The sequence below is a fragment of the Stenotrophomonas sp. a6 genome, from assembly GCF_030913325.1.
GTDB lineage: Bacteria > Pseudomonadota > Gammaproteobacteria > Xanthomonadales > Xanthomonadaceae > Stenotrophomonas > Stenotrophomonas maltophilia.
In genome coordinates this window covers 2,814,282-2,833,398 of sequence record NZ_CP133161.1, presented here as the reverse complement: position 1 = coordinate 2,833,398, position 19,117 = coordinate 2,814,282, and the positions used below count along the sequence as shown (strand labels likewise).

At 66.5% G+C, this 19,117-nt stretch carries 15 protein-coding genes; 9 read left to right on the top strand and 6 right to left on the bottom strand.

Features of this window, described 5'->3' with window-relative positions; genetic code table 11:
* Positions 1-13 precede the first annotated feature (13 nt).
* Positions 14-754 carry a cell division protein ZipA gene (zipA, locus tag Q9Q79_RS13115; RefSeq protein WP_005410225.1) on the top strand — a complete coding sequence of 247 codons (741 nt, stop codon included), beginning with the start codon at positions 14-16 and terminating at the stop codon, positions 752-754.
* Positions 755-849: 95 nt separating this feature from the next.
* Here zipA and Q9Q79_RS13110 read toward each other — a convergent pair whose 3' ends face one another.
* Entirely contained in the window at positions 850-1,974 is a 1,125-nt protein-coding gene (locus Q9Q79_RS13110; RefSeq protein ID WP_043034697.1) for a pyridoxal phosphate-dependent aminotransferase, read from the bottom strand.
* 248 nt (positions 1,975-2,222) lie between these two features.
* Between Q9Q79_RS13110 and ligA the strand changes: the two genes are divergently transcribed.
* The 7 genes from ligA (at position 2,223) to Q9Q79_RS13075 (ending at position 13,753) form a co-directional block, all read left to right on the top strand.
* Positions 2,223-4,694 (top strand): NAD-dependent DNA ligase LigA, encoded by a 2,472-nt coding sequence (gene ligA / locus Q9Q79_RS13105; RefSeq protein ID WP_201862293.1) that lies wholly within the window; start codon positions 2,223-2,225, stop codon positions 4,692-4,694.
* 49 nt (positions 4,695-4,743) lie between these two features.
* Positions 4,744-5,229 carry a GNAT family N-acetyltransferase gene (locus Q9Q79_RS13100; RefSeq protein WP_005413904.1) on the top strand — a complete coding sequence of 162 codons (486 nt, stop codon included), beginning with the start codon at positions 4,744-4,746 and terminating at the stop codon, positions 5,227-5,229.
* Positions 5,226-6,182: an EF-P lysine aminoacylase EpmA gene (gene epmA / locus Q9Q79_RS13095; protein ID WP_005410221.1), complete on the top strand. Its 957-nt coding sequence runs from the start codon at positions 5,226-5,228 to the stop codon at positions 6,180-6,182. Before Q9Q79_RS13100 ends, epmA begins: the two co-directional genes overlap by 4 nt.
* A 138-nt stretch (positions 6,183-6,320) precedes the next feature.
* On the top strand, positions 6,321-7,049 hold the full coding sequence (locus Q9Q79_RS13090; protein WP_065183944.1) for a DUF3011 domain-containing protein: 729 nt from the start codon (positions 6,321-6,323) through the stop codon (positions 7,047-7,049).
* A gap of 47 nt (positions 7,050-7,096) precedes the next feature.
* Complete coding sequence (mtnA, locus tag Q9Q79_RS13085; protein WP_201862248.1) at positions 7,097-8,161, top strand: S-methyl-5-thioribose-1-phosphate isomerase; 1,065 nt, start codon at positions 7,097-7,099, stop codon at positions 8,159-8,161.
* A gap of 218 nt (positions 8,162-8,379) precedes the next feature.
* On the top strand, positions 8,380-11,094 hold the full coding sequence (gene gyrA / locus Q9Q79_RS13080; protein WP_111197195.1) for a DNA gyrase subunit A: 2,715 nt from the start codon (positions 8,380-8,382) through the stop codon (positions 11,092-11,094).
* A 130-nt stretch (positions 11,095-11,224) separates the two neighbouring features.
* Entirely contained in the window at positions 11,225-13,753 is a 2,529-nt protein-coding gene (locus tag Q9Q79_RS13075) for a membrane-bound PQQ-dependent dehydrogenase, glucose/quinate/shikimate family (protein ID WP_201862250.1), read from the top strand.
* A gap of 51 nt (positions 13,754-13,804) precedes the next feature.
* On the opposite strand, the gene Q9Q79_RS13070 is transcribed toward Q9Q79_RS13075, so the two are convergent.
* From Q9Q79_RS13070 to Q9Q79_RS13050, 5 genes are all read right to left on the bottom strand, one after another.
* Positions 13,805-14,749 (bottom strand): IS481-like element ISStma12 family transposase, encoded by a 945-nt coding sequence (locus Q9Q79_RS13070; RefSeq protein ID WP_201862251.1) that lies wholly within the window; start codon positions 14,747-14,749, stop codon positions 13,805-13,807.
* 266 nt (positions 14,750-15,015) lie between these two features.
* On the bottom strand, positions 15,016-15,417 hold the full coding sequence (locus tag Q9Q79_RS13065; RefSeq protein ID WP_201862253.1) for a DUF3037 domain-containing protein: 402 nt from the start codon (positions 15,415-15,417) through the stop codon (positions 15,016-15,018).
* The gene (locus Q9Q79_RS13060; RefSeq protein WP_201862254.1) at positions 15,395-16,171 is read right to left on the bottom strand and encodes a HipA family kinase; all 777 of its coding nucleotides are present in this window, start codon (positions 16,169-16,171) and stop codon (positions 15,395-15,397) included. Before Q9Q79_RS13060 ends, Q9Q79_RS13065 begins: the two co-directional genes overlap by 23 nt.
* Positions 16,172-16,242: 71 nt before the next feature.
* Positions 16,243-17,676, bottom strand: a complete 1,434-nt coding sequence (locus Q9Q79_RS13055; protein ID WP_201862255.1) for an XVIPCD domain-containing protein — start codon at positions 17,674-17,676, stop codon at positions 16,243-16,245.
* Positions 17,677-17,687: 11 nt separating this feature from the next.
* Entirely contained in the window at positions 17,688-18,194 is a 507-nt protein-coding gene (locus Q9Q79_RS13050; protein ID WP_236672438.1) for a hypothetical protein, read from the bottom strand.
* A 570-nt stretch (positions 18,195-18,764) separates the two neighbouring features.
* On the opposite strand from Q9Q79_RS13050, the gene Q9Q79_RS13045 reads away from it, so the two are divergent.
* Positions 18,765-19,094 carry a hypothetical protein gene (locus Q9Q79_RS13045; protein ID WP_154352903.1) on the top strand — a complete coding sequence of 110 codons (330 nt, stop codon included), beginning with the start codon at positions 18,765-18,767 and terminating at the stop codon, positions 19,092-19,094.
* The last annotated feature ends 23 nt before the right edge of the window (positions 19,095-19,117 follow it).

Below are 19,117 nucleotides of genomic sequence, written 5' to 3'. Positions count from 1 at the left end.
GAGAACCTATCGAATGTCCGACACGGCACTGTTGCGCATCGGCATCCTGGCCGCCGGCCTGCTGTTGATCGCTGCGATCTTCCTGTTTGGCCGTCCGAAGAAGAAGCCCCAGGGGCGTCGCGTGGAAAGCGCGGAACCGACCGGCGGCGAGCGTCGCGAGCCGGTGCTGGGCGATGATGGCGTCACTGTGGCCGATGGCCGCGTAGAGCCGGGCATGGGCTCGGAAGGCGAGCAGGCCGAGCTTGGCCTGGCCGACACCGACGCCGGCGCGGCCAGCGACCTTGGCAAGCGCGCCACCCAGGACTTCGACAAGATCGTGTCGCTGTTCGTGGCCGCTCGCGCCGGCGAACAGCTGCGTGGCGAAGACATCGTGGTGGCGGCGGAGAAGACCGGCCTGGTGTTCGGCCACATGAACGTGTTCCACCGCCTGGTGGAAGGCCACCCCGAGCGCGGCCCGATCTTCTCGATGGCCAGCATCATGAAGCCGGGCAGCTTCGACATGGCCAACATCCGCGCCATGGAGACCCCGGCCATCGCCTTCTTCCTGACCCTGCCGGCGCCGCTGACCGCGCTGGATGCCTGGGAGAAGATGCTGCCCACCGTGCAGCGCATGGCCGAGCTGCTCGACGGCGTGGTGCTGGACGACAGCCGCAACGCTCTCGGCCGGCAGCGCATCGCGCACATCCGTGACGAACTGCGTGCCTATGATCGCCAGCACCAGGCGCCGCCGCTGACCAAGACCCCGCGCTGGTGAGCGCCCTGGTGTGCCGACCAGCGGTCGGCACCCACAACAGTAGATCCACGCCATGCGTGGATGGGGCGAACCAAGGTTCGCCCCCACCAACAGGGTCAGGCCGGTACGCCGGCGACCTTGGCAAATGCCTTGCGGAACGTGGCCATCTCGTCCTCGGTGCCGACGCTCACGCGCACGCGCTGCGGCCAGATCGGCCAGCTGCGGCCGATGATCACGCCGTTGTCTGCCATCGCCTTGGCAAAGGCGGCACCGTCGCGCTGCACATCCACCACGAAGCAGTTCGCTTCCGACGGCACGCAGCTGAAACCACGCTTGCCCAGCCACGCGATGGTGGCCTGCCGCACCTTGGCATTCTGCAGGCGCCGCTGCGCGATCAACTGAGGATCCTGCAGGCTGGCCAGTGCCGCGGCCAGTGCTGGCACGGGTAGCGGGTTGTCGCCCAGGCTGGCCAGTTCGCGCAGGCGGTCGGGATGCGCGGCCGCCACGCCCAGGCGCAGGCCGGCCATGCCATAAAGCTTGGAGAACGTGCGCAACACGATCAGGTCATCGCGCTGCGCCACCTGCGCGATCAGGCTCGGCTGCTCGCTGTACTGCAGGTAGGCCTCGTCGACCAGTACGCGGGTGGACGCAGGCTTGTGGGCCAGCAGCCAGGCGAGCTCATCCGGCGGGCTGATCGAGCCGGTCGGGTTGTTCGGGTTGCACACATACAGCAGGCCGGTCGAGCGCGCGTGTGCGGCGGCCACCATCGCGCGCAGGTCATGTGCGCCGTCGTCGTGCAATGGCACTTTCTGCACGTGCGCACCGTGTGCGGCCGCGACCTCGCCCAGCGTCTCGAAGGTCGGATCGGCGACTACCAGTCCCGCCTGCGGGCCGGTCCACAGCACGGCGGCACGGTTCAGCGGTTCGCTGGAACCCGGATAGAGCCGCACGTGATCGGCCGGAATGCGCGCCTGTTCGATGAAGGCGTCGCGCACCTGACCGGCCAGTGCGAAACGGTAGCGGCCGCAACCGGCGATGCTGTCGCGTGCCGCCTGCTGGGCTGCGGGCGAGGGGCCGTAGGGGCATTCGTTGAAATTCAGCAGCACCGCACCTTCGGCGGGGCCCGGGGCGACGGCTGTCGCGGGTTGGGCATGGCCGGGCCGCGGCAGCCCGCTGCCGGCGACGGCGAGGCCGGCTCCGGCCAGTTGCAGGAAGCGTCGACGGGAAGCGGGCAGGGTCACGGGCAGGATTCCGAAGGGCAGACCGTCGCACGCTAGCGCCGGCGAGGGTGGGCGGCAAGCTGCTTTTTGTGGCGTCGCGCCATGCAGATGTGCCAACCAAGGTTGGCACCTGCCGGAACGAGGGAGAAGGTTGGCACCTGCCGGAGCGGGGAGTGCCCGTCGAGCACGCTCGACGCTGCAAAGGCGGAGGCGTTACAGGGCCTGACGGCTGGGCGCGGTAGAATCCCCGGCCATCCCAGAACCACCGGATCCCGATGAGCCCCAGCCCCGCTGAACGCGCCGAAGACCTTCGCCGGCAGATCGCCCAGGCCAACCGCGCCTACCACGAGCTGGACGCGCCGGAGATCCCTGACGTCGACTACGACCGGATGGTGCGCGAGCTGGAAGCGCTGGAGCGCGAACACCCGGAACTGGCCCGTGCCGACAGCCCGACCCAGCAGGTCGGTGCGCGCCCCTCCGGCCGCTTCCCGGAGGTGCGCCACGCGGTACCGATGTTGTCGCTGTCCAATGCCTTCAGCGATGAAGAAGTGGCCGATTTCGTGCGCCGCATCGATGAGCGCCTGGGCCGTCGCAGCCTTCAGTTTTCGGCCGAGCCGAAGATGGACGGCCTGGCGATCAGCCTGCGCTATGAGGATGGTCATTTCGTGCTCGGCGCGACCCGTGGCGATGGCAGTACCGGGGAGGACGTGACCGCCAACCTGCGCGAGATCGCTGACATTCCCAAGCGTCTGCACGGCAAGGACTGGCCGGATGTGCTGGAGGTGCGCGGCGAGGTCTACATGGCCCGTGCCGACTTCGAGGCCTACAACGAACGTGCGCGCCTGCAGGGCGGCAAGGTGCTGGCCAATCCGCGCAATGCGGCGGCCGGTTCGCTGCGCCAGCTCGACCCGAAGATCAGTGCGCAGCGCAGGCTGAGTTTCTTCGCCTACGGCACTGGCGAAGTGCAGGGCGGCGAGCTGCCGGACACCCATTCGGGCACCCTGGCCCAGCTCGGTGCCTGGGGCTTCCCGGTCAGTGAACTGTGCAAGGTGGTGGAAGGCACCGACGGCCTGCTGGGTTACTACCGCGATATCGGTGAGCGCCGCAATGGCCTGCCGTTCGATATCGATGGCGTGGTCTACAAGCTCGATGACCGCGCGGGCCAGCAGGCGATGGGCTTCGTCTCGCGTGCGCCGCGCTGGGCCATCGCGCACAAGTTCCCGGCGCAGGAACAGAGCACCACGGTGGAGGCCATCGAGATCCAGATCGGCCGCACCGGTGCCGCCACGCCGGTCGCGCGACTGGCGCCGGTGGCTGTGGCCGGCGTGATCGTGTCCAATGCCACCCTGCACAACGCCGATCAGATCGCACGCCTGGATGTGCGGGTGGGCGACAGCGTGATCGTGCGCCGCGCCGGCGATGTGATTCCGGAAGTGGTCAGCGTCATCCTCGATCGCCGCCCGCAGGGCACCTTGCCGTGGCAGATGCCGACGCGTTGCCCGGTGTGCGGCTCGGAAATCGTGCGTGAGGAGGGGGCGGCGGCGTGGCGTTGTTCGGGCGAACTGTCCTGCCCGGCGCAGCGCAAGGAAGCCATTGCCCATTTCGCCTCGCGCCGCGCCATGGACATCGACGGTCTCGGCGACAAGTACATCGAAACCCTGGTGGACGCGGGCATCGTCAAGAGCGTGGCCGACCTGTACCGGCTCAGCCGCGATACGCTGCTGCACCTGAAGCTGGTGCTCGACGCCGAGGAGCCGTCGGCGCTGGCAGCGGCGCTGAAGCTGCACCTTCCCGCCGAGGGCAGTGGTGCGGTGCTCAATGCGGTGCTCAAGCTGGACGGCAACGATCCGGGCTGGCGCGCGCAGGCGCTGGCGCAGCCGGCCAGCTTCGAATGGAACACGAAGAAGATCGCCACCAAGTGGGCCGACAACCTGATCGCAGCGATCGACGCCAGCCGTGCGGCCACGCTGGAGCGCGTGCTGTTCGCGCTTGGCATCGAGCACGTGGGCGAGAGCACGGCCAAGGCGCTGGCGCAGTGGTTCGGTGACTTGGAGCTGATCCGCCACCTGCCGTGGCCGTTGTTCAAGCGTGTGCCGGACATCGGTGGCGAAGTGGCGCGTTCGCTTGGCCACTTCTTCGAGCAGCAGGGCAACCAGCAGGCCATCGATGACCTGCTGCAGGTCGGCCAGGTGCGCATCGCCGATGTGCATGCGCCCAGTGCCAAGCTGCGCGACGGGCTGGATCTGGCGCAGTTGCTGGTCGAGTCGGAGATCCCCGGCATCACCCGTCTGCGCGCCGAAAAGCTGGTGGCTGCGCTTCCCGGCGCACAGGCGGTGCTCGATGCCGAGCATGGCCAGTTCGTCAACGCCGGCCTGCCCGATGACACCGCGCGCGGTCTGGCCGAATGGCTGGACGCTGATGGCCACGGTGCGATGCTGTTGGCCGCCGAGAACGCGATGCGGGAGATCCTGGCCAAGGCGCCGGCGCTGGCCGAGATCGTGGCGGGTCCGCTGGATGGGCAGACCGTGGTGCTGACCGGCACCCTGGCCCAGCTCACCCGCGATGCCGCCAAGGAACGCCTGGAAGCGCTGGGTGCCAAGGTCTCCGGCAGTGTGTCGAAGAAGACCAGCTTCGTGGTGGCCGGTACCGAGGCCGGCTCCAAGCTGGACAAGGCACAGTCGCTGGGCGTGCCGGTGTGGGATGAGGACCGCCTGCTGGCCTATCTTGCCGAACACGAATGATGACGCCGCCGGGTGCCCGGCACCCGGCATGAAGCACAAAGGGACACCGATGCAGACTGCCCCACTGGATTTCCGCCTGGCCACCCGTGCCGACGAAGAACTGTTGATCGCGTTGATGCGCGAGTTCTATGCCGAAGACAGGATCGACTTCGACGACGCGCGCGTGCGTCGCGGCGTGGATGCGCTGCTGGCCGACCCACGCAACGGCGAAGTGCTGCTGTGGCTGGACGAGGCGGCCGAGGTGGTCGGTTACGCAGTGATCGCGATGGGCTTCAGCCTGGAGCAGGGCGGCCACTTCATGCTGCTGGACGAGCTGTACCTGAGCCATCGTGCGCGTGGTCGCGGCCGCGGCAAGCAGGCGCTGGCCATCTGCGAACAGCGGGCGCGGGGCCGCGGCGTAAGCCGCCTGCGCCTGGAAGTGAACCATCACAACGAGCTGGCCCGTCGCCTCTATCTGGCGAGCGGTTACATCGATGACACCCGCGATCTGCTGACCCTGCCGCTGGACCACCCGCGCCCGGAGGGCATCCTGTGAGCGAGGCCCTGCTGCGCGCGCTGCAGCAGCGCGCCGCGCTCAATGCGCTGGTCCGCCGCTTCTTCGCCGAACGCGATGTGCTGGAAGTGGAAACGCCGATCCTGTCGGTGGCCGGCAACACCGAGCCGAACATCGACAGCTTCCATACCGATTTCACCGGCCATGTCGATGCCGGCGGACGCCGCCGCTGGCTGCGCACCTCGCCGGAGTATCCGCTCAAGCGCCTGTTGGCGGCGGGCGTGGGTGACTGTTACGAACTGGGCCGGGTGTTCCGCAATGGCGAGGCGGGCGGCCGCCACAACCCGGAATTCACCATGCTGGAGTGGTACCGGGTTGGCTGGGATCATCATCGCCTGGTGCAGGAGACCGCCGAGCTGGTCGGCCAGGCGCTGGCGCTGGTCGGGCGCAGTGCGACCCTGCGCGTGCTGAGCTACCGCGAGCTGTTCCAGCAGCATGTGGGCGTTGACCCGTTCAAGGCCGATGAGGCTGCATTGCGGGCCGCGATGGGTGATGTGCACATCGATCCGGTCGGTTTGACCCGCGACGACTGGCTGGACCTGTTGATGACCCATCGCATCCAGCCGCAGTTTGATGACACAGTGATGACCGTGGTCCATGATTGGCCGGCCAGCCAGGCGGCGCTTGCGCGCATCCGTGCCGGTACACCACCCCTGGCCGAGCGTTTCGAGTTGTACCTGGGCGCGGTGGAGCTGGCCAACGGCTATCACGAACTGAACGACGCCCACGAGCAGCGCGCGCGCTTCCAGCGTGACCTGCAGCGACGCCATGAACGTGGCCAGGTGCAGCCGGCGCTGGACGAGGCGCTGCTGGCCGCGCTGCCATCGATGCCGGCGTGCGCGGGCGTGGCGGTGGGGGTCGATCGCCTCCTGATGGCGATGAACCGCACGCCGCGCATCGCCGACGTGCTGGCCTACGACTTTGCCCACGCATGAGCGACCTGCGTTCCTGAACGTCAAAGACTGAACGGAATTCCGCGATTCCGCGCTTGCTTCGGTAAGCAGGATGATGCTCTTATCACGGCAGATGCCGGACACTGGCACGCAGTTCATCCATTCCTGCTGGGGAAGGCTTTGGTCAAGTGGTTTGCGGTTGTCGCTGCACCGGTTTACTCCATCGCGCTCTGGGGTGCCTGGCTGCCGTCATCGGCATCTGCCCAGCAGGCCGGCTACGACGGTGAAGTGGTGACCTGCGAATCACGCGACATGGGCTGGGTGCATTGCGATATCGATGTCAGCAACGGCGTCGACCTGGTGCGCCAGCTTTCCAACAGCAGCTGTATCCGTGGCAGCGAATGGGGCACCGACCGCAGTGGCGTGTGGGTCACGCTGGGCTGCCGCGCCGAGTTCCGCGCACGCCGCGCTGCGGGTGGCGCGCCGGTAGCCAGCGAGGGCAAGCGCTTGGTCCGTCGCGTGGTGCGTTGTGAATCCAATGGTCGCCCGCAGAGCTGCCCGGTGCGCCTGGATGGCGCGCCAGTACGCCTGCTGCGCCAGCTGTCGGCGCTGCCATGCCGCGAAGGACAGGGCTGGGGCTACAAGCGCAATGAAGTCTGGACCAGCCGCGGTTGCCAGGGGGATTTCGAAGTGGCTGACGAGGACGGCCGATTCGTTGACGTACCACGCCGGCTGACCTGTGAATCGAAGTCGAAGAAGCGCCGCTTCTGCGGCGCCAGCATCTCGGTCGGTGCCGCCGTCTCCGAGCAGCTGTCCAGCACCCCGTGCGAGGAAGGCAACACCTGGGGCTGGAACCGCAACGGCATCTGGGTGGACGGTGGCTGCCGCGCCGAGTTCTCGGTGAATTGAGCCCGGGCGGGCTCCAACCCCGGGGGGCGTGGCCCTACAATGGGCCCATGAACACTGCCTCCGACATCGACTACGCCCGTTACGACCATATCCGCCCGATCCTGTGGACCGGCGATGCCCTGCAACTGCTGGACCAGCGCAAGCTGCCGTTCGTGGTCGAGCATGTGGTCTGCCATGACAGTGACGAAGTGGCTGCGGCCATCCACGCGTTGACCGTGCGCGGTGCGCCGGCCATCGGCATCGCCGCCGCCTGGGGCGTGGTGCTGGCCGCACGTGACGTGCAGGCCGCAGACGGTGCGCACGCGCTGCAGCAGCTGGAACCGGCGCTGCAGCGTCTGAACGCTTCGCGTCCGACCGCCGTCAACCTGGCCTGGGCGCTGGCGCGCATGCGCCGTTGCCTGAATGCCGCCGGTGCTGACTGGAAGGCGAAGCTGGAGGCGGAAGCGCAGGCCATCGCCGAGGAAGACCTGGCCGCCAATCGCCACATGGGCGCGCTGGGCGCAGGCCTGATCGAAGCCGGCAGCGGCGTGCTGACCCACTGCAACACCGGCTCGCTGGCCACCGCCGGCTTCGGCACCGCGCTGGGTGTGATCCGCGCCGGCATGGCCCAACACCGCATTGCCCGCGTGTTCGCTGGCGAGACCCGTCCGTGGCTGCAGGGCGCGCGGCTGACCGTGTGGGAGCTGCAGCAGGATGGCATTGACGCCACGCTGATCGCCGATTCGGCCGCCTCGCACCTGATGAAGACCGGCGCTGTGCAGTGGGTGATCGTCGGTGCCGACCGCATCTGCGCCAACGGCGATACCGCCAACAAGATCGGGACCTACCAGCTGGCCATCGCCGCCCGCCATCACGGCGTGAAGTTCATGGTCGTGGCGCCGTCCTCGACGGTGGACATGGAGACCGTGGACGGCAGCCAGATCGAGATCGAGCAGCGCGATCCGGGCGAGCTGTACGGCGTGGGCGGCACCCGCACGGTGGCAGAGGGCATCGCTGCCTGGAACCCGGTGTTCGACGTCACCCCGAGCGAGCTGATCGACGCCATCGTGACCGAGCGCGGCGTGATCCTGAACCCGACCCCGGAGAACATGCGCGCCGCCTTCGGCGGCTGACGCGCGGGGGAGGGGCCGCGTGACCTCCGCCCCCCGGTGGTGCCGGCCGCGGGCCGGCAACCCCCTAAGTTCCTGATTTGTGCAGGTAAAATACCCGTAAAGGGAGGCGGAAAACGGCCTGTTGTGGTAATATCCGCAGGTTGAATCGAGGTTCCGGCACGACCCCCTCCCGGAGGGGGCTGCGCCGGACTGGACCGCTACCAGACAACGGAACCCGAATGGCAGAAACCGCCAAGGAAATCATCCAGGTCAACCTGGAAGACGAGATGCGCAAGAGCTACCTCGATTACGCCATGAGCGTGATCGTGGGCCGCGCGCTCCCGGATGCGCGCGACGGCCTCAAGCCGGTGCATCGCCGCGTGCTGTTCGCGATGAATGAACTCAACGCGCACAGCAACAAGCCCTACTTCAAGTCGGCGCGTATCGTCGGTGACGTCATCGGTAAGTACCACCCGCATGGCGATCAGTCGGTGTACGACACGCTGGTGCGCCTGGCACAGCCGTTCTCGCTGCGTTACATGCTGGTTGATGGCCAGGGTAACTTCGGCTCCATCGATGGCGACTCCGCCGCGGCAATGCGATACACCGAAGCGCGCATGTCGCGCCTGGCGCATGAGCTGATGGCGGACATCGACAAGGAAACCGTCGATTTCCAGCCCAACTACGACGAAAAGGAACTGGAGCCGACGGTCATGCCGACCCGGTTCCCGAACCTGCTGGTCAACGGTTCGGCCGGTATCGCGGTGGGCATGGCGACCAACATCCCGCCGCACAACCTGAGCGAATCGATCAACGCCTGCATCGCGCTGATCGACAACCCGGAAATCGACGTCGACGGCCTGATGGAGTACATCCCGGGCCCGGATTTCCCGACCGCCGGCATCATCAACGGCACCGCCGGCATCGTCGCCGGCTACCGCACCGGCCGTGGCCGCGTGCGCATCCGTGCCAAGGCCGATATCGAAGTGGCCGACAACGGCCGTGAGTCGATCATCGTCACCGAAATTCCTTACCAGGTGAACAAGGCGCGTCTGATCGAGAAGATCGCCGAGCTGGTCAAGGAAAAGAAGATCGAAGGCATCAGCGAGCTGCGCGATGAGTCCGACAAGGACGGCATGCGCATCTACATCGAGATCAAGCGCGGTGAATCTGCCGAGGTTGTGCTGAACAACCTGTACCAGCAGACGCAGATGGAATCGGTGTTCGGCATCAACATGGTGGCGCTGGTCGATGGCCGCCCGCAGTTGATGAACCTCAAGCAGATGCTGGAGGCGTTCGTCCGCCACCGTCGCGAAGTGGTCACCCGCCGTACCGTGTTCGAGCTGCGCAAGGCGCGCGCCCGTGCCCACGTGCTGGAAGGCCTGACCGTCGCGCTGGCCAACATCGACGAGATGATCGAACTGATCAAGACCTCGCCGAACCCGAACGAAGCACGCGAGCGCATGCTGGCCCGCGTGTGGGAGCCGGGCCTGGTCGGTGCGATGCTGGGTGCCGCCGGCGCCGAAGCCTCGCGCCCGGAAGACCTGCCCAAGGGCGTGGGCCTGATCGAGGGCGGCTACCAGCTGACCGAGATCCAGGCTACCCAGATCCTGGAAATGCGCCTGCACCGCCTGACCGGGCTGGAGCAGGACCGCCTGACCGATGAGTACAAGCAGCTGCTGGAAGTGATCGCCGGGCTGATCCACATCCTGGAAGATCCCGACCGCCTGCTGCAGGTGATCCGCGAAGAGCTGGTCAGTGTCAAGGCCGAATTCGGCGACGAGCGTCGTACCGAGATCCGCCACAGCGAAGAAGACCTGGACATCCTCGACCTGATCGCGCCGGAAGACGTGGTGGTCACCGTGTCGCATGCCGGTTACGTGAAGCGCCAGCCGGTGAGCGTGTACCGCGCGCAGCGCCGTGGTGGTCGTGGCCGTAGTGCGGCCGCGACCAAGGAAGAGGATTTCATCGAACAGCTGTGGCTGGTCAACACGCATGACACGCTGCTGACCTTCACCAGTTCGGGCAAGGTGTTCTGGCTGCCGGTCTACCAGCTGCCGGAAGCGGGCTCCAACGCCCGCGGCCGTCCGATCATCAACTGGATCCCGCTGGAACCGGGTGAACGCGTGCAGGCCGTACTGCCGGTGCGCGATTACGCCGATGGCCAGTTCGTGTTCTTCGCCACCAAGAACGGTACGGTCAAGAAGACCCCGCTGGGTGAGTTCGCCTTCCGTCTGGCGCGCGGCAAGATCGCGATCAACCTCGATGAGGGCGACGCGCTGGTCGGCGTCGGCCTGACCGACGGCCAGCGCGACATCCTGCTGTTCGCCTCCAACGGCAAGACCGTGCGCTTCGGCGAGGACAAGGTCCGCTCGATGGGCCGTACCGCCACCGGCGTGCGGGGCATCAAGATGCCGGCCGGCGAGGAAGTGGTCAGCCTGATCGTGGCCGAAAGTGCCGGTGGCATCGAGGACGAGAACGAGGACGACAACGGTGTCGAGGAAGCCGCCGCCAATGGCGATGCGGTGATCGACGGCGCCGACGACGCCAGCGTTCAGTACATCCTGACCGCCACCGAGAACGGTTACGGCAAGCGCACCCCGCTGCCGGACTATCCGCGCAAGGGCCGTGGCACCCAGGGCGTGATCGGCATCCAGACCACCGAGCGCAATGGCAAGCTGGTCGCCGCGGTGCTGATGGGCTCCAGCGACGAAGTCCTGCTGATCTCCGATGGTGGCACCCTGGTGCGTACGCGTGGCTCGGAAATCAGCCGCGTCGGCCGCAACACCCAGGGCGTGACCCTGATCCGCCTCTCCAAGGACGAGAAGCTGCAGGCGGTGGAGCGCATGGATGCCTCGATCGACGAGGACGAGGACGAGGTGGCTGCCGCCGCCCCGGCCACGACCGACGGCGCACCGGCTGCTGCCAGCAGCGAGGACGCCGCGCAGGAGTGATCCTGCCGCGAGCCTGAGGTACCGACGACGCCGGCCCTGCGCCGGCGTCGTCGTATCCGGGTGCCACGCATACGCGCGCGCTTCACGCAGGCGGTGGGATAAGGGCGCATGCTGCCCCCGGAGATCGACGATGTCCGCCACGCCGCAGTCCGCTCCTGCTCCCGTCCGCGCCTCCCGGCATCCCCTCGTCACCGTGCTGTCACTGCTGCTGGTCGTGCTCGGCCTGGTCATCGGTGGCCTCGGTGGGTGGCTGCTCAGCCTGGGTGGCTCGGCGTACTACGCCATCGCCGGGCTCGGCCTGCTGGCCAGCGGAACCCTGTTGTTCGGCAACCGCCGCAGCGGCGCGCTGCTGTATGCGCTGGTGTTCATCGGCACGCTGCTGTGGACCTGGTGGGAATCGGGCAGCGACTACTGGCGCTGGGTACCGCGGCTCGGGCTGGTGACTGCGCTCGGCATCGTGCTGGCGCTGCTGGCGCCGACACTGCGCGAGCCGGTTTCAAAACCCCTGTCGCGCAGCGTGGCGGGCGTGCTGATGCTGGTGTTCGTGGCCGCCTTCGGCCTGGCTTTCGCGCCGCATGGTGAAGTGGATGGGCATCAGCCGTTCCCGGAAGGCGCGGTCAGCGCCGGACTGGAACCTACGCGCGATACCACGGGCCTGCAGCCGGCTGACCAGCCCGCCGAGGGCGACTGGCCGGCGTGGGGCCGCAGCAATGCGGGTACCCGCTATTCGCCACTGCAGCAGATCACCCCGGCCAATGTGGCCACGCTGCAGCCGGCCTGGCAGTTCCGTACCGGGGATATGCCGAAGAAGCGCTGGGGTGCCGAAACCACGCCGCTGAAGATCGGCGACCGCCTGTACCTGTGCACCGCACGCAACCGCCTGATCGCGCTTGATGCTGCCAGCGGCAAGGAACTGTGGCGGTTCGATCCAAAGGTGAAGGATGCTTCGATTCCCTATACCGCTGCCTGTCGTGGTGTGAGCTATTACGAGCAGCCCAGCACGCCGACCCTTGCTGACGCGGCATTGGCCGATGTCGCTGCCGATCTGGCCCTGCCGGAGCCGCCGCCCAGCGTCACCCGCAGCGCTGCACCGGGCAGTCGTCCGGCGTGCTGGGCGCGCATCATTGAAGGCACGCTGGACGGTCGCATCATCGCGGTGGACGCGGACAGCGGCCGCCCCTGCGCCAACTTCGGCAACAACGGCCAGGTCGACATCACCCTGGGCATGGGCGAGGTGCCACAGGGTTACGTGTCGATCAACTCGCCGCCGGCCATCGTGCGCGGCGTGATCGTGACCGGCCACCAGGTGCTGGATGGGCAGCGCCGCGATGCGCCGTCGGGCGTGATCCAGGCGTACGACGCCATCACCGGCAAGCTGCGCTGGGCGTGGGACATGGACCAGCCCGAGCGCAACGGCCTGCCGCCGCGCGAGCAGACCTACACGCGCGGCACGCCCAACATGTGGACCACCGCCACCGGTGATGAAGCGCTGGGCCTGGTCTACCTGCCGCTGGGCAATGCCGCGGGCGACTACTGGAGCGGCTCGCGCACGGAAAACCAGAACCGCTATTCCACCTCGCTGGTGGCGATCGACGTGGCCACCGGCAAGCCGGCCTGGCATTTCCAGGCGGTGCGCAAGGATGTGTGGGACTACGACCTGGGGTCGCAGGCCAGCCTGATCGACTACCCGACGGCGGCGGGCAAGGTGCCGGCGATCCTGCTGCCGACCAAGCAGGGCGACCTCTATATCCTCGATCGCCGCAACGGCCAGCTGCTGACCGCGGCCGAAGAGCGCAAGGTACCGGTTGGCGGCGTCGAACCCGAGCAGCGTTCTCCCACCCAGCTGTTTTCGCTGTACCACACGCTGCGCCGCGAACATGACCTGACCGAGCGTGACATGTGGGGCATCACCCCGATTGACCAGCTGGTCTGCCGCATCCAGTTCCGCAAGGCGTACTACGAAGGGTTCTACACGCCGCCGAGCAGCGAGCGACATTCCATCGAGTACCCCGGCTACAACGGCGGCTCGGACTGGGGCAGCGTGTCCATCGATACGCGCCGCGGCGTGATCGTGGCCAACTACAACGACATGCCCAACTACAACCGGCTGGTGCCACGCGCGGAGGCCGACCGGCTGGGCTGGCTGCCACGCGAGAAGGTCCGGTTCGACAAGGGCGGTGCCGAAGGCGCGGGCGACCCGCAGGTGGGTACGCCCTACGCCATCCAGGTCAATGCCGGCTGGCGGCTGCCGTTCACCGGCCTGCCGTGCAAGCAGCCGCCCTATGGCGGTATCCGTGCCATCGACCTGCGCACCGGCAAGCTGCTGTGGGACCGACCGTTTGGCAGTGCGCGCGGCAACGGACCGTTCGGCATCCGTTCCGGCCTGCCGATCGAGATCGGCACGCCGAACAACGGCGGTTCGGTAGTGACCGCCAGCGGCCTGATCTTCATCGCCGCCGCCACCGATGACCTGCTGCGCGCTATCGACCTGAAGACCGGCAAGGAACTGTGGCATGCCAAGCTGCCGGCGGGCGGCCAGGCCAACCCGATGGTGTACGAGCAGGGCGGGCGCCAGTACGTGGTGATCATGGCCGGCGGCCACCATTTCATGGAAACCCCGAAGGGTGATTACGTGATGGCGTTTGCGCTGCCCAGATAGGGCCGACAGGGTATAACCGGCTGGGTAGAGCCGACCGGGTAGAGTCGACTGTTAGTTGTGTAAACCCACCACGTTGTTCAGCGGGATTCTGGAAATAGGCGGTTGGCTGCCGATCCCCATGTGGGGTCGGTGCCAGTTGTAGTGGTGCAGCCATTCAGGCAGCACGGCGTCGCGCTGCTCTGACGAAGCGTACTCGCAGGCGTAGGCCCATTCGCGCAAGCTGGTCTGGATGAAGCGCTCGGCCTTACCGTTGGTTCGCGGGGTGTAGGGCTTGGTCCGATAGTGCTTCATGCCCAACGAGGCGACGAGTCGAGCGAAGACGCCGGAGCGATAGCAGGCGCCGTTGTCAGTCAGGACACGCTGGAAGGTGACTCCCAGCGTCCTGTAGTACGCCACGGCGGCCAGCAGCGCTTGGCAGGCCGTTGAGCCCTTCTCATCGGTGTGAACGCTACTGAAAGCGACTCGGGAGTGGTCATCAATGGCCACATGGACATAGCCCCAGCCACCGCCGCCAGCGTTGCCACGCCGATTCGGATCGACCCGGTGCCCGGGCCGGCGGAAGTTGCCGAGTTTCTTGATATCCAAGTGCAGCAAGCCGCCCGGGCTGTCGTACTCATACCGGACCGCCTTCTTCGGTGGGTCCAGAAGGCACAGGCGATTGAGTCCTCTTCGACGCATCAGTCGTGAAATGGTGCTGTGAGCCACGCCCAGTGCCTTGGAAATGGTCAGGTAGGTTTGCCGTTGACGTCGACGCTGGACGATCTGCTCAACGAGCGCCTCGGGGGTGCTATGGGGGCTGCGGCTGGGCCGAGAGCTGCGGTTCTGCAGCCCACTCAGGCCCTCGGCTCGATACCGGGCCAGCCACTTGTAAGCCGTGCGCACACTCACCCCGCAAGCCTGGGCGGCCTCTTCTGGCCGAAGGCCTTGCTCAGTGATGCGGCGGACAAGAAGTTCTCGACTAAACGGCGTCAAACGGGCATTTTTATGGTGGTTCATCCGGGCTCTTTGGGGACTGGACAGGTGTGGTAACCACCATTTTCCAAAGATGCCCCGGATGAACAACCTACCGAGAGATCACAGTTAGTCGACTATCGCGCGAAGCGCGGGCTCTTCGTTCCTTCCGCAAACGGCAGTCGACTAACAGTCGACTCTACCCAGTCGACGCCACCCAGTCGACATCACCCAGTTGACATCACCCAGTCGACATCACCCAATCGACTCCACCCAATCGACGCCACCCAGTCGACGTCACCCAGTCGACGTCACCCAGTCGGTGCCGGTACCCGCACCATCTTCGTCATCAGGTGCTCCACCACACCCGCCGGATTGGCGGTTCGGCCCACATGCGTGCTCGACATCTGCACGATCGAGCTGCGCTTGGCAGTGAGGAAGTGGAAGCGCGCACGCGCGGGCAGCTGTGCGATCGGCCCGGCGCTGGCGTCGCCGCGGCAGATCGCCACGATCGCATCCAGCCACGGCCGTAGCGCCTCCTGGTCCAGCGCCGGCGCGAAGGCCTGCAGGCGCGCAGGATCGATCTCGATGGCCGCCTCCAGATGACGCGCGCCAGGACAGGAGACGATCACCCCGACGTTGATGAATTCCTCGCGTTCCACCCGCGGTACCACGCGGATGACCGCATAGTCATACGTGTGCAGCGTGGGCACGGATGGCCTCCTGCACGAACACCGCACGCACTTTCAGGCGGTGCTTGAGATAGTCGATGTAGCCTTGGCGATAGGCCTGCGGACTGTCGAATGCCGGCTCGTTGACCAGCCAGCTGTCCGGCACCAGGCCGACGATGCGCTCGATCTCGGCATCGCTCAGGCGCGCGGCCAGTTCGGTATCCACCTCGGCGATGCGGCTGGCGAACGACAGCAGCACATGGTCGCGGATCAGCACGAACGGCTTTTCGCAGGCATCGCCGGCGTTGGCCCAGTCGTGATGGAAATACATGGCGGCACCGTGATCGATCAGGTACAGCTTTCGATGCCACACCATCAGGTTGGGATTGCGCGTGGTGCGATCGACATTGCTGGTGAACGCATCGAACCAGACGATGCGGGAGGCCAGGTCGGCGTCCACCGGCATCGCCGCAGGGTCGTAGTTGATCGCACCGGGCAGGTAGTCCAGGCCCAGGTTCAGGCCTTCGCTGGCACGGATCAGTTCCTGGATCTCCGGATCCGGCTCGGTGCGGGCGAACTCGCGGTCCAGTTCGACGAACAGGATTTCCGGAATCGGCAGGCCGAGCGTACGCGCCATTTCGCCTGCGATCAGCTCGGCGATCAGCGCCTTCGGGCCCTGGCCGGCGCCACGGAACTTGAGTACGGCCATGCCGTCGTCGTCGGTCTCGACCACGGCGGGCAGGGAGCCACCTTCCCGCAAGGGGGTGATGTAGCGGAGGGCTTGGACGGTGCGCATGGACGCATTCTAGCGTGCTGCCGGCACAGGAGAGCGCCGGGGCATGCAGCCACGGCGCCCCCATCCGTTCCTCAGTGCGACAGTGCGCCGCGCAACTGCTCCTGCACCTGCTCACGCTGGTGGGTCTGTTCCTGCGATGCGTATTCGGCCTGCCGCTGGTTGATCATGGCAAGCGTATCCAGGCTGTCCCGTACGGGGCGTTGCACAGCCTCGACGGTGGGTGATGACGCGCGCAGCGAGGCAGGATCATCCAGTGGCCCCTTCACAACGAAGATGTTCTGCGCGGCGGCGGCATCGCCGGTCTGCCGGCTCAGTACCACATGGTCAACCCGGTCCAGCCCGTTCTCGCGGGCCAGCACCAGCAGACTGGCGCTCAGTCGTTCGCTGGAGGCATCGAAACTGCGTCCATTGGCGGTATCCAGCTCGGCCACCTTGCCGCGGATCTGCTCATGCAGGGAGCGATCAGGCCCTTCCGCAAGCGGCGCCGGTGCAGCATCACCCATCGCTGCGTGCCGGGCGGTGATGGGCACATGGCGATGGGTACCTTCGGTGTGATCGAAGTAGTGCAGCGTCGACGGCGAAGTGCTGGTATCGAAGTACGGCTGGCGCGGGGGCGAACCCTCGCCGAGGTACAGCCCGTTCTGCTCCAGCAGGCTTTCGTGCAGGCCCAGCTTCTTCATGTTGACTTCCATCCGGCTGATGCCATCGGGTGCCGGGTTGACCGCTTCGTACTCGCAGGCACGGCTGATGGCATAGGCACCGTAGTAGTTCTGGTAGTCCGAATTGCCGTTATGGCCCAGCTGTGAGCTCACGCCCTCGTCGTAGTAGTGCCTGCCCATGCCCTCGATGTTGGCCGCGGTGGCCGTCATGCTCAGATCGTCGTTGAGCGCCAGGTCCGGATGCACCGCATAGGTGATCGGCGGGCCTGGCTGCAGGCGCACGAACTGTTTCGCACGCGGGGTGGCGTCGTAGAGATCCTGCAGCGTCGCCTCCGGCTTGGCGGTGCGGACCTGGCTGACCAGTGCGTTCCAGCCTTCGATATTGGCCGAGGCCTCGTCGCGCCGGTTGGCAGCCAGCAGGGTGCCGATCGCATCGGTGTAGTCGCGGCCAGTAGTGCGGCCTGCAACGTCCAGCAGATCGGCTTCGAACTGCTCCTCTGCGCGTTGGGTCGCGGCGTGGTTGAAGCCATGCTGGATCTCGTGACCCAACACGAAGGTCACATCCTCCGAGTCCAGCCTGGCTGGCGCTGCGGGGGTGGAAAGCGACGAAGCAGGAAGTGCGATCGATTTCGTATCGCCAAGATATGTACCGCCGGCGCTGGTGGTAGCCGGCTGCAGTTCGAAGTGCTTCAGGTGGCCCGCCGCGATGGCTGCGTCCACCTGCTTTGCCAGCACAGGCGAGCTCGCGATGATAGTGCGCAGGTTGCCGACCTGGTCGGTGGTGACGCCCGGCGTGTCCGCGAACTCGCCCAGCAGGCGTTCCGTCTCTGCTGAAAGGGTAGTCATCGCCCCCCCCTTTACTGCACGGTCACGAGGCGCACGCAGGCATGCGTTGCGCCGCCGGTGGCGTCGGGGTTCTCGGGCATGGTGTCGACCTTGATGCTCAGTCGCGGTCGATTGAAGCGGTCGTAGATCACCCGGCCATGCTCGCCACGCACCGTCTCGCGCTTGAAGCCTGCTGCATCCAGCGCTGAAGCGAAGTGGTTGAAGTCGACCTGGCAGATCGCCGCGGCAGAGGCCCTGCGATCGCTGCTGGTGTCGATGAAGTTCAGGTCCAGCCGTGCATCGGCGGCGCCGGCCCGTTTCAGTTCCAGGCCATAGCCCCATTCCGGCGTCAGCGTGCCGCCATAGCCGAAGTGTCCGGGGCCGAAGGCCTGTGCCGGTGCCTGCATTGCGGCAGACAGGCGTTCGGCGGTCAACTCACGCGTGGACGTCGTGGATTTGATCAGGTCCAGCAGCCGAAGAAGCAACTGCTCAGCAGTGAGCGGGGAAGGTGGGGAGGTCTCGGGTACGGATGGGGCCATGGTGTCGGTTCCTTGAAAAATCGGCGTGCGGTCGGCGGCCTGGGCGCAGGCGCAGAGCGTGGCCACGGACAGAGCGATGGACCACGATCGTATGAATGCGTGCCGGGACATGAGCGTTCCTTGCAGATGAAGGCTGACCCTATGGGGCCCTGGGTGAAGCGAAGGTTAAGCGCAATCGAGTCTCCCCAATACGATACAAAAGGTGAACAGGTGCGCATTCTTCACTTGACCCTTCCGCGCGCGATGTCAGCATCAGGTCCGTGGAGCTTCAACTTCGCGTGTGACCTTCCACAGGAGGCCGTCATGCAACAACTGCGCAGCTGTCACGCTTTATCCCGCATGCAATGCAACGCGTGGTGTTGATCCTGGTCTGATACGGCCACTCTGCCGGCACGGATGGCCGCCACCCACAGTACCTGCCAACGTTCACCCGATGCGGATCCGGCATTCTCGTGCCGGCCCTGCAACACACACATATGCCCGCCAGATTGCTCCCTGCGTCGCCGATGGTCGTCGCAGCGCTGAAGCTGGCGTGTCCATGATGATCCTGCAGGCTTTGGAGGTGCACCGATGAGCGACCAATACGAAAGAATGCTGCCGGCCCTGGACGACGCCAAGGTCGAAGAAATGATCGGCAAGCTGGTGCTTGTCGGGGTAACCCGCTACGGCGGCGACGGCCAGGTGCAGGGGCTGGAGCAGTACGCAGGAACGGTACTGCGCATCAGCGCCGATGAAGGCGTGGTGCTGGCCGATGAGAACGATGGCCATGAGCGCTATCTGCCGCCGATGCTGGACCAGTACCTGCCAGCCCAGCCGGGCGAGTACCGGATGAGCAACAGTGGCATGATCGTGATCGACCCGGATTACCTCACCGCCTGGGACCTGCACGCCCAGCAGTAGCGCCATGCCATGCCCAGCAGGTG

Excerpts from the sequence above, each read along its gene's own strand:
- Q9Q79_RS13050 (WP_236672438.1), bottom strand. The coding sequence starts at position 18,194 with ATGGCCCCATCCGTACCCGAGACCTCCCCACCTTCCCCGCTCACTGCT.
- Q9Q79_RS13060 (WP_201862254.1), bottom strand. The coding sequence starts at position 16,171 with ATGCGCACCGTCCAAGCCCTCCGCTACATCACCCCCTTGCGGGAAGGT.
- Q9Q79_RS13045 (WP_154352903.1), top strand. The coding sequence starts at position 18,765 with ATGAGCGACCAATACGAAAGAATGCTGCCGGCCCTGGACGACGCCAAG.
- mtnA (WP_201862248.1), top strand. The coding sequence starts at position 7,097 with ATGAACACTGCCTCCGACATCGACTACGCCCGTTACGACCATATCCGC.
- Q9Q79_RS13100 (WP_005413904.1), top strand. The coding sequence starts at position 4,744 with ATGCAGACTGCCCCACTGGATTTCCGCCTGGCCACCCGTGCCGACGAA.
- Q9Q79_RS13055 (WP_201862255.1), bottom strand. The coding sequence starts at position 17,676 with ATGACTACCCTTTCAGCAGAGACGGAACGCCTGCTGGGCGAGTTCGCG.
- zipA (WP_005410225.1), top strand. The coding sequence starts at position 14 with ATGTCCGACACGGCACTGTTGCGCATCGGCATCCTGGCCGCCGGCCTG.
- Q9Q79_RS13075 (WP_201862250.1), top strand. The coding sequence starts at position 11,225 with ATGTCCGCCACGCCGCAGTCCGCTCCTGCTCCCGTCCGCGCCTCCCGG.
- gyrA (WP_111197195.1), top strand. The coding sequence starts at position 8,380 with ATGGCAGAAACCGCCAAGGAAATCATCCAGGTCAACCTGGAAGACGAG.
- Q9Q79_RS13070 (WP_201862251.1), bottom strand. The coding sequence starts at position 14,749 with ATGAACCACCATAAAAATGCCCGTTTGACGCCGTTTAGTCGAGAACTT.